The organism is Bartonella sp. AP7XZML, assembly GCF_042195745.1.
GTDB lineage: Bacteria > Pseudomonadota > Alphaproteobacteria > Rhizobiales > Rhizobiaceae > Bartonella.
Window position 1 is genome coordinate 94,605 of the sequence record NZ_JBHIOT010000022.1, and the last position, 10,410, is coordinate 105,014.

The following is a 10,410-nucleotide window of genomic DNA, read 5'->3' on the forward strand; positions in this document are numbered from 1 at the left end:
TTCTTGAGACGGTCCATTATAAGCGCTTTTAGTTCTTTCTGAAACGTTTTGTATTCATACAGTTATCCTTGTTTACAACGTGCAAGAAAATGATTTTTATTGATTCAACATGAGAGAGATTGGGAATGAGAGAATCTTATGATATCTGGGATTCTAATTTAATATGAACAATGCGATATTATCATTATAAACCAGAAATATTATATACTAATTGAGATGGATAGACACATATTGTCAGTTCTATTTTATAAGGTGTTTTAATATCAACGCGTTTGAAGAGTTCTTATTTGCAAAGGGGTATATTTTCCTCATGAGGAGTAGGTGTTTTGGGGGCAAGAAATGATACAATCACGTTTGCTAATTTTTGCGCTACGTGTTGTTTACTCATATGGGGCCATTGTTCAACTTTTTTTCTACTTACGAGATAAACTTGATTTGTATCAGCACCCATGACACTTGTACCATCTAGTTGAAGAGAAATATCATTAGCAAGAATGAAATCAGCTCCTTTTTCAACACATTTTTTTTGCGCATTGGCAATGATATCACATGTTTCAGCAGCAAAACCAATGACCAATGAGGGGCGGTTTGGAGCGTGTCCAATCGTTGCTAAAATGTCAGGATTTTCAACCATATGAAGGGATGGTGGTATTTTATGAGCATTCTTTTTAATTTTGTGTAAAGACTGCGTTTGACTGCGCCAGTCACAAACAGCGGCAACAAAGATAGCACCATCAGCAGGCAATGCGGTTTGAACGGCTTGTAACATCTGTTGTGCTGTTTCAACATGAATGGTTTTTATTTCTTGTGGGTCTGCAAGATTAACAGGTCCACAAATAAGTGTTACTTTTGCACCCAAATGCGCAAGAGCGGTTGCGATGGCATGGCCTTGTTTACCTGAAGACCTATTAGCAAGATAACGTACTGGATCAATTGGTTCATGGGTAGGGCCAGAGGTAACGATGAAATGGCGGTCAGAGAGAGGTTTTTCATGCCCATTCAAAAGAGCCTCTATGGTAGCAACAATAGTTAAAGGTTCGCTCATGCGTCCATATCCTATCTCGTCACGTTCAGCCATATTTCCGATTTCTGGTCCGATGATATGAACGCCATCTGCGCGCAGTTGTGCAACATTGCGAATAGTGGCAGGATGCGCCCACATGGACGGATTCATGGCGGGTGCAATTAAGAGTGGACAGCGTGCCGCTAAAAGAATGCAATCAGTCAGATCATCTCCTATGCCATTGGCTATTTTTGCAATGCGATTGGCTGTAGCAGGGGCTAAAATAATAAGGTCAGCATTACGTGCTAAACGGATATGTCCGATATCGTGTTCTTCTTCGCGTGAAAATAAATCAGTATATACAGTACCACCGCTTAAAGCTTCAGCGGCTAAAGGCGTAATAAACTTTTGCGCTGCTTTTGTCATTACAACTTTTAAATGTGCTCCACGTTCTTGTAAACGGCGAATCAAATCAAGTGCTTTATAGGATGCAATACTTCCACCAATAATAAGAAGGAGAGATTTTGATTTCAATGATTGCATTTCAACAGCGCTAGTATGAAGGGGTTGTGTGGTGAGAGGAGTGGGATTGCTTAAAAGGCGTCGGACTTCTTCTTCCATAGAAATACCATTTTGCGCGGCGCGTATGCGTAAAGCTTCTTTGGTTTCAGGAGACAGGTTACGAATGGTAATACTGGCCATAAAATACCTCCAAGAAATAAAATGATTGCAATGATTTCATTGTTGATATTTTAGCATATTAAGGAGATTAGAAAAGATGAAAAAAGTAAAAAGTAAGACAAGCGCAACAAAGTGCAATGATAAAAAGACTATAACGACCATAACGGTTTCTATGACTTTGTTCCACAGCAAGTTGTTTGAGGGTAGCAGGAGAAAGATTAAAACCTGTTTTTCTCATTTGATTGAAATCTTCTTCTATACGTTGGAAATTTTGAACCAATTGTGGTGTTTTGCGTGCCAGCGAAAGGAGAGCTTGTGCTCCTTCACTAAAGTCTTTTGCAACGCCTACGGGTCCTAAATTTTTACTAATCCATTCTTTGACAACGGGTTCAGAAGCTTTCCACATATTAAAAGTGGGGTCTAATGTGCGGGCAACGCCTTCCACAACAACCATCGTTTTTTGCAACAATAAAAGTTCAGGTCGCGTTTGCATGTCAAATAATTCAGTGACTTCAAACAATAAAGTGAGCAATTTAGCCATGGAAATGCTTTGTGCTGATTGTCCGTGAATTGGTTCGCCAATAGCGCGGTTGGCTTGCGCAAAGCTTTCGATATTATGGTGTGAAGGAACATAACCTGCCTCAAAATGGGCGCGTGCAACCCGATGGTAATCGCGGGTAATAAAGCCATAAAGAATTTCAGCAAGGAAATGCTTTTCTTTTTTACCAAGCCTTCCTGTAATGCCTAGGTCAACAGCAACAATACATCCTTTTTCATCTACAAATAAATTACCAGGATGCATATCGGCGTGAAAAAAACCATCACGCAATGTATGACGAAGAAAAGATTGAATAAGCGTAATAGCAAGCGCCTTCAAATCAAATCCTGCTTCTTTGAGTTTGGAAGTTTCGGATATTCTTATACCATCAATCCATTCCATTGTAAGAACATTACGTCCTGTCCGTTCCCAGTCAATACGTGGAACCCGAAAGCCTGTATCATGTTGAATATTTTCAGCCATTTCAGATATAGCTGCTGCTTCTAAGCGTAAATCCATTTCAAGTCGTGTTGTTTGTGCTAAAGTATCCACCACACAAACAGGACGAAGCCTTCGAGAGGCAGGGATATAGCGCTCTTGTAAATGAGCAATGAGATAGAATCCTCTAAGATCTTTAGAAAAACGTGCTCTGATATTGGGACGAATAACTTTTACAGCACATTTTTTCTTATGGCCAGTTTCATCACTGTATTCAGCTGGATGAACTTGAGCAATAGAAGCGGCGGCAATGGGGGGATAAAAATTTACGAATAAATCATCAATAGAGCGACCAAGAGAACTTTCAATTTGAGCAATAGCGGCAGTGCAAGAAAATGTTTGGACGCGATCTTGTAGCTGTGACAAATCTTCCGCAATATCACGGCCGACAATATCAGGCCTTGTTGCAAGAAATTGACCAAGTTTTATGTAAGAGGGTCCAAGCTTATTAATGGCATATGAAATATTTTCAGATCGCTGTTTCTTTTTTGTTTTGCGTCGTGCTAATGCACTCGCTATACGATGACATAGCGCTGGAAATCCTTGAAGACCATCATGAGGAAGAGCACTTAAAACACCTTCACGTGTTAAAACCCATCCTGCACGCATCAATTGAAAGTAAGGGAAAATTTGCACCATTTTTAAATTTTCCAACCTGAATGCAGCGCTGCAATCGCACCGGTGAGATTGCGGTACGATACCCGCGAAAACCCCGCATGCTTGATCATATGGGAAAAATCATCTTGCTTAGGAAATTTGCGGATAGATTCAACCAAATAACGATAAGCATCGCCATCATTTGCGATAAATTGACCTAGCTTAGGGATAGCATGGAAAGACCAAAGATCATAAATTTTATCGAGCCAAGGCATCTCGACATTTGAAAATTCTAAACATAAGAAACGTCCACCGGGCTTTAAAACACGAAAAGCTTCTCTAAGAGCTTGATCAATATGAGGAACATTGCGAATTCCAAAAGCAATCGTGTAAGCGTCAAAGCTTTGATCTTCAAAAGGTAGATTTTCTGCATTGGCTTCAACAAAATCAATCAGAGGGGCAAGACCATTTTTTTGTGCGCGTTTTTTGCCAACGCTGAGCATTGAGCCATTAATATCAAGTACTGTAGCATGGGCTTTTTGGCGTGAAGCATTAAGAATACGAAAAGCAATATCACCTGTACCGCCAGCGACATCAAGAACTTTCCAATGAGAAAGTGCTGGTGGGGAAAGCCAAGCAATCATGGAATTTTTCCACACACGGTGTAGCCCTAAGGATAAGATATCATTCATCTTGTCATAATTTTCAGCAACAGAATGAAACACACCATCCACCATGGATTGTTTTTGTGTTTCATCTACTCTTGTAAAACCAAAAGAGTGCTCCATGCCACCCTTGGTTCCTACACGTTCTGTTTCAATTGCCATGTATATGATCTTCCTTATTTTTCTTTTATCGTAAATGAAATAGAGAGGGAATGTTCAACTACGAAAAAACAACGTATAAAACTACGATATTTACACAGCCAAAAACAGAAGAGTACCTTTAGATATCAAGATTGGCAACGCTTAAGGCATTGTCTTGAATAAAAATACGCCTAGGTTCAACTTCATCACCCATGAGACGAGAAAAAAGTGAATCTGCATCGGTTGCATCATTAATCTTTACTTGTAAAAGAGAACGTGCATTGGGATCAAGCGTTGTTTCCCAAAGTTGTTCAGCATTCATTTCCCCAAGACCTTTATAACGTTGAAGAGTAACACCTTTTTTACCGTTTGTAAAAATGCTCTCTAAAAGGCTCATAGGACCAAAAATACGCTCTGTTTTATCTTTGCGACGTAAAAGAACAGGAGGATGATATATGTCGATAAAATTTTGAGAAATGCGATCAATTTGGCGTGCGTCAGTTGAATTTATAAGTCCCACATCAAGCGTAACAACATCTTTAACACCACGCAAAATACGCTCAAAACATAAACTTCCATCTGCTGTATATTGTCCACTCCAACCTTGCTCCATATCATCAGCAATCAGATTAAGGCGGTGTGCTACAGAATCTACTATTTTTTGCGCTTTTTCTGGTGTTGCAAGGGCTTCGAGATTAAAAGCACCAACAATTGCTGCTTGCTCAACAATATTGCGATCATAACGGGTATGAAGACCATTTAAAAGTTGACGTAATATACGAGCATCTTTAGCGAGTTGATACAAATCAGCTCCTGCACGAACTTCTCCCGTTGAAAGCTCAAGTGTTGTTTCTTCTAATCCAGTATCGATCAAGAATTCTTCAAACGCTGCTTCATTTTTAATATATTGGGAAGATTTTCCACGCGATACTTTATAAAGAGGAGGCTGAGCAATATAAAGATGTCCACGTTCAATCAACTCGGGCATTTGTCTAAAAAAGAAAGTGAGCAACAGAGTACGAATATGGGCTCCATCAACGTCCGCATCCGTCATGATAATAATCTTATGATAACGTAATTTATCCGGTGAAAATTCATCTTTACCGATAGACGTTCCAAGAGCTGTAATAAGTGTTCCAATCATATCAGATGAGAGCATGCGGTCGAAACGTGCTCGTTCAACATTGAGGATTTTACCACGAAGGGGTAAAATTGCTTGATTTTGACGTGAGCGCCCACTTTTTGCTGAACCGCCAGCCGAATCCCCCTCGACAATAAAGATTTCTGATTTTGCAGGATCTCGTTCTTGGCAATCGGCAAGCTTTCCTGGTAGAGAAGTGATATCAAGCGCTCCTTTTCGCCTTGTGAGTTCACGTGCTTTGCGTGCTGCTTCACGTGCTGTTGCAGCTTCTACCACTTTACTAATGAGAAGCTTTGCTTCATTAGGATGTTCTTCCAGCCATATCGAAAGCCCTTCATTGACCAAACTTTCAACAATAGGGCGCACTTCAGAAGAAACCAATTTGTCCTTTGTTTGTGAAGAAAATTTAGGATCAGGAACTTTGACAGAAAGAATAGCTGTTAATCCTTCACGGCAGTCGTCACCAGTTAGGTTCACTTTTTCTTTTTTGGCAATACCTGAAGATTCAGCGTAGCCATTAATTTGTCGCGTAAGAGCACTTCTAAAACCTATCAAATGGGTTCCACCGTCACGCTGAGGAATATTATTGGTAAAACACAAGACCTTTTCATGGTAGGAATCATTCCACCATAGGGCAACATCAACGCTCATACCATCTTTTTCACTTGCAATGTAAATAGGCGTGTCTAGGAGCGCTTTTTTTGATTGATCAATATATTTAACAAACTCTATTAATCCGCCTTCATAATGCAATTCAACTGATTGAATGTCAGCATGACGCTCGTCAACAAGAAGAATATGAACCCCAGAATTTAGAAAGGCCAATTCCCGTAAACGACGCTCTAAAGTTTCAAAATCAAACTCAACCATAGTAAAGGTTTCAGAACTTGGTAAAAATCTAATTTCTGTTCCACTTTCTTGATCACAATCTCCAACAACTTTTAATGGAGCATCGGCCACCCCATGGGTAAATGATATTTCATGAATTTTACCATTCCGTCTGATTTGTAATTTAAGCCAAACAGAGAGTGCATTCACAACAGAGACACCAACACCGTGTAATCCACCTGAAACTTTATAAGAGTTTTGATCAAATTTCCCGCCGGCATGAAGCTGTGTCATGATAACTTCAGCGGCAGAAATACCTTCTGTTGGATGGATATCTGTTGGAATTCCACGTCCATTATCACGAACAGAACAAGAACCATCAGCATGGAGTGTGACGTTTACAAGAGTAGCATGACCGGCTAAAGCTTCATCGATAGCATTGTCTACAACTTCATAGACCATATGGTGTAAACCCGATCCATCATCAGTATCACCGATATACATCCCAGGACGTTTGCGTACAGCATCAAGACCTTTGAGAACTTTGATAGAAGCGGCATCATAGTCATGGCTTTGTGCCGGTGAGGTTATTTCATCACTCATAAGTTAGTCCATTCCTGTGTTCAATTTCAATATTTTATCCGCTTTTTTAAAGCTCAATGTTCTGATCAGTTATTTATGGAATAACCACATTAAACATTTACCGTATATCAGATCTAGATTCAATATCTGTCGATATATAATGGAGAGAATGATAAAATGATAGTGTACTGTTATGCTGTAAAACACTAGGGCGGTGATATAAGGCGAATAAACACTTATGACTTATACAAAAAGCTGTTTCATAAACGATGCTATTTACTTTGTTTATTTTTGCATATGCGTAATGTTTCAGAATTAGTTATGCATTTTTGTGTTACACTAATAAAGGTCTCACTTGTTTTATCCATAAATCAATTTTTCAATCCTAATTCTACCATATATTTAAAACAATGGTTGCGAGCTCTCTAAGCAGTTCAAACTTTTGTATGTTAGATTGAAGCGAAAATATTGTGTATATTGGTTTGCGTCATCTTTAAAATGTGAAAAAAGCTTCATTTGAGGAAAATATAAATGCGTAAATGTAAAAACACGTTTCCACGATCATCTTTTATATTCAACTTTACAATTTAAAAAAACGTCTACGGTGATGTTTTTGAATAATGAGGGTAATGACGAATTATCTTACGCTTTTGTTTCTTGCATTCTCGTGAGGTTGCATCGCTCATTCAAAACAAAACGCCATTGTACTGTTTATTCACGCGCTTTTTTAAGGAGCATCTCTCAATGTTCCCAAACTCATTTTACAACGATGTTTGAATAGTATAACGCAAAATGCCCTGTGAATACTACAAGATTTATGTCCCCCATCTTTCCCCATCGTGACAATAAAGTGCAAATCAGAATCATCATTTTATTTTTCAGCTCTTAAATGTTGATGCAACCTTAATGTTGAGAAAACCCTCGGCATTTGAGGGGTATTTTTACTCTTTTCTTCAATATATCTATATACTTCCCAGGTTGTGATACGCAAGGAAATGGTCTTAATATTTTAAGGTACGCGGGATATTTTGATAAAATAAAGTGTACCACTAAAGTATATACAGCTTATTTCTTATATTAAAAAATTAAATCGCTTTTCTCTAAAATTACTTTTTATATATTCATTTTGGAAAATTAACATCAGAAATCTAAGCATTTTCAATGGTTTCAAAAATAGCAAGAATTTTATTTATTAAACGCCAGATATTTTGGTGAAGTGCGTTAGATAATAGTTAAGAAGTGTTGCATCTTAGTTTTGAAAAATGGGGGAGAGATTTTGAAAATAAAAAAATCTATATATGTGAAACATCTTCAATTGCGTTTACAGTACTTTTTATTCAATAATCCATACAATATTTTTATTCGTATTTTATTTGTAGCAGGGGGGGTTCTATTTTCCTCTTACGCAGAAGCTGAAAGGCTGCCTTCTTTTTTTGATTCGCATGAACACTTGGTACAACCTGATACAACGGATATCTTTCGTTTGCGTTTTGTAACAACTTTTGATTTTCCTCCTTTTAATTTTATTGATCAATCGGGGTATCTTACAGGTTATAATATCGATTTATTGCGCGCTATTTGCTCAAAATTAAAATTAGAGAAGCTTTGTGAAATAGAAGTGATTCCTTGGAAAGAGCTTGTAGAACATGTTAAAAATGGTGGTGCAGAAGTCATTATTGCGGGTTTAAAAGAAACAAGTAAAACCCAGCAAGATCTTGTTTTTACAAAGTCATATTTGCGCTTTCCAGCGCGATTTGTTGCTTCTCGACGTTTAAATCTCGATGAGCCAATAAGCGATCAATTGATACATTTAACCAGTGGTGTTTTGTCTAAAAGTGTTCACGAAAAACTCTTTCAATATTATTTTCCTAAAGCCAAATGGCAAAGGTTTAAAAAGAGAGAAGAGCTCTATAAAGCATTACAAGAGCGTAAAATTGACCTTATTTTTGATGATGGATTTGCTTTATCATTATGGTTCAAAAAACAAAAATCTGTTGATTGCTGCCATTTTGTTGGGGGGGCATATATGGCGCCACAGTTATTGGGGCAAGGAATGCAGCTTGCTGTTGCAAAAAAGAATGAAAAATTGGTTGATATACTCAATTATGCGCTGAAATCTCTAGAAGAGGATGGTAAACTTACAGAACTTTATTTGCGTTATTTTCCAATAAGTTTTTATTGATGAGTAGTTTTTTAATTAAGGGCTGTTAATCTTTCTGCGCCTAGTCGATAGGAAATAGCTTCTGCGAGATGATAGCGTGAAAGAGTATCTGATCCGTCAAGATCAGCAATTGTGCGTGCAACTTTGAGAATGCGATGATAAGCGCGTGCGGAGAGGTGCATTTTTTCACTCACATCTCGTAAGAGTATGGTCGCACTTTTATCAGGAATGGCAATCTGTTCTATAATTTTGGCAGGGCAATCGCCATTGGTACTAATATGATCAAACCCCATTGTTGAAAAACGTTTAGCTTGAATGGTACGGCACCGTGCGACGCGTTTGGCAACGTCGCAGCTTTTTTCTGATTGTTCTGGTTGCATAAGGTCCATAGCCGTCAAAGCAGGGACATCAATCCGTAAATCAATTCGGTCAAGCAGAGGACCAGAAATACGGGACTGATAATCGATTTGACAGCGTATCCCTTTAGGGCAAACATGGTTTTTTTCGCCTGCCATACCACAACGGCAAGGATTCATTGCGGCAATAAGTTGGAAGCGAGCAGGATAGCTAATATGGTGATTAGCGCGGGCGATAACTGACTCCCCACTTTCTAAAGGTTGACGAAGAGAATCAAGAACCTGTGGAGAAAATTCAGGCAATTCATCAAGGAATAACACACCATTATGAGCAAGGGAGACCTCTCCCGGTCGTCCTTTAAGCCCTCCACCAATCATTGCGGCCATGGAAGCAGAATGATGTGGGGAACGAAAGGGGCAATGAAGTGAAATGGTATTATGAACCGTTTCTCCTGTAATAGAAGCAATCAGAGAGACATCTAAAAGCTCACGGCTATCAAGAGGTGGCAAAATGGAAGGTAAGCGTTGCGCTAGCATAGATTTTCCAGCACCAGGGGGACCTACAAACAAAAGGTTATGGCGTCCAGCAGCACAAACTTCTAAGGCACGTTTGGCTGTTTTTTGTCCTTTGATTTCGCAAAGATCTGGAAGTTCAGTTTCGATAGTATATTGGCGCGGTTGTGGACGTTTTTGAATTTGGGTTCCTTTGAAATGGTTGACTATAGTGAGCAGAGTCTCTGGGGCAAGAATATTTATTTCTGCATTTGCCCATGCTGCTTCAGGTCCACATTGGAAGGGACAAATCAGTCCTTTATCGAGTGATAAAGCTGTCATGGCAGCTGGTAAAACACCATTAACGGCGGTAAGTGAACCATCCAGTGATAATTCTCCTAAAATGATATAGTCTTGAGCTACTTCGGGAGGGAGGATTCCCATAGCAAGCATTAAGCCTACGGCGATTGGCAAATCATAATGCGATCCCTCTTTAGGCAAATCAGCTGGTGCAAGATTAATCGTAATTCGTTTAGTAGGCATAGAAAGTCCACAAGCGTGGAGGGCTGCTTGTACACGTTCACGGCTTTCTGCAACTGCCTTATCAGCTAATCCAACAATAGCCATTCCTATTTTACCAGACGAAATCATAACCTGTACATCGACAGGGACTGCTTCTAGACCGCGAAAAGCAACAGTTGTAATACGTGCGATCATTTATTTATTT

6 protein-coding genes are annotated in these 10,410 nt (G+C 39.1%); 1 reads left to right on the top strand and 5 read right to left on the bottom strand.

The genetic code is table 11. The annotated features are described in order from the left end of the window. Positions 1-283: 283 nt before the first annotated feature. The 4 genes from coaBC to gyrB form a co-directional block, all read right to left on the bottom strand. The gene (gene coaBC / locus ACFILT_RS02445; protein WP_375679515.1) at positions 284-1,705 is read right to left on the bottom strand and encodes a bifunctional phosphopantothenoylcysteine decarboxylase/phosphopantothenate--cysteine ligase CoaBC; all 1,422 of its coding nucleotides are present in this window, start codon (positions 1,703-1,705) and stop codon (positions 284-286) included. Positions 1,706-1,772: 67 nt separating this feature from the next. Next, on the bottom strand, positions 1,773-3,359 hold the full coding sequence (gene ubiB / locus ACFILT_RS02450; RefSeq protein ID WP_375678840.1) for a 2-polyprenylphenol 6-hydroxylase: 1,587 nt from the start codon (positions 3,357-3,359) through the stop codon (positions 1,773-1,775). 2 nt (positions 3,360-3,361) lie between these two features. Continuing rightward, a complete protein-coding gene (gene ubiE, locus ACFILT_RS02455) occupies positions 3,362-4,144 on the bottom strand; it encodes a bifunctional demethylmenaquinone methyltransferase/2-methoxy-6-polyprenyl-1,4-benzoquinol methylase UbiE (protein ID WP_375678839.1) in 783 nt (260 codons plus the stop codon). A gap of 118 nt (positions 4,145-4,262) precedes the next feature. Beyond that, the gene (gyrB, locus tag ACFILT_RS02460; RefSeq protein WP_375678838.1) at positions 4,263-6,695 is read right to left on the bottom strand and encodes a DNA topoisomerase (ATP-hydrolyzing) subunit B; all 2,433 of its coding nucleotides are present in this window, start codon (positions 6,693-6,695) and stop codon (positions 4,263-4,265) included. A gap of 1,255 nt (positions 6,696-7,950) precedes the next feature. Between gyrB and ACFILT_RS02465 the strand changes: the two genes are divergently transcribed. Then, the gene (locus ACFILT_RS02465; protein ID WP_375678837.1) at positions 7,951-8,856 is read left to right on the top strand and encodes a transporter substrate-binding domain-containing protein; all 906 of its coding nucleotides are present in this window, start codon (positions 7,951-7,953) and stop codon (positions 8,854-8,856) included. Between the two features lie 11 nt (positions 8,857-8,867). On the opposite strand, the gene ACFILT_RS02470 is transcribed toward ACFILT_RS02465, so the two are convergent. Beyond that, positions 8,868-10,400: a YifB family Mg chelatase-like AAA ATPase gene (locus ACFILT_RS02470; RefSeq protein ID WP_375678836.1), complete on the bottom strand. Its 1,533-nt coding sequence runs from the start codon at positions 10,398-10,400 to the stop codon at positions 8,868-8,870. Positions 10,401-10,410 lie beyond the last annotated feature (10 nt).

Bases quoted from the DNA above. Each gene is read 5' to 3' on its own strand.
- ubiE (WP_375678839.1), bottom strand. From the start codon at position 4,144: ATGGCAATTGAAACAGAACGTGTAGGAACCAAGGGTGGCATGGAGCAC.
- ubiB (WP_375678840.1), bottom strand. From the start codon at position 3,359: ATGGTGCAAATTTTCCCTTACTTTCAATTGATGCGTGCAGGATGGGTT.
- coaBC (WP_375679515.1), bottom strand. From the start codon at position 1,705: ATGGCCAGTATTACCATTCGTAACCTGTCTCCTGAAACCAAAGAAGCT.
- ACFILT_RS02470 (WP_375678836.1), bottom strand. From the start codon at position 10,400: ATGATCGCACGTATTACAACTGTTGCTTTTCGCGGTCTAGAAGCAGTC.
- gyrB (WP_375678838.1), bottom strand. From the start codon at position 6,695: ATGAGTGATGAAATAACCTCACCGGCACAAAGCCATGACTATGATGCC.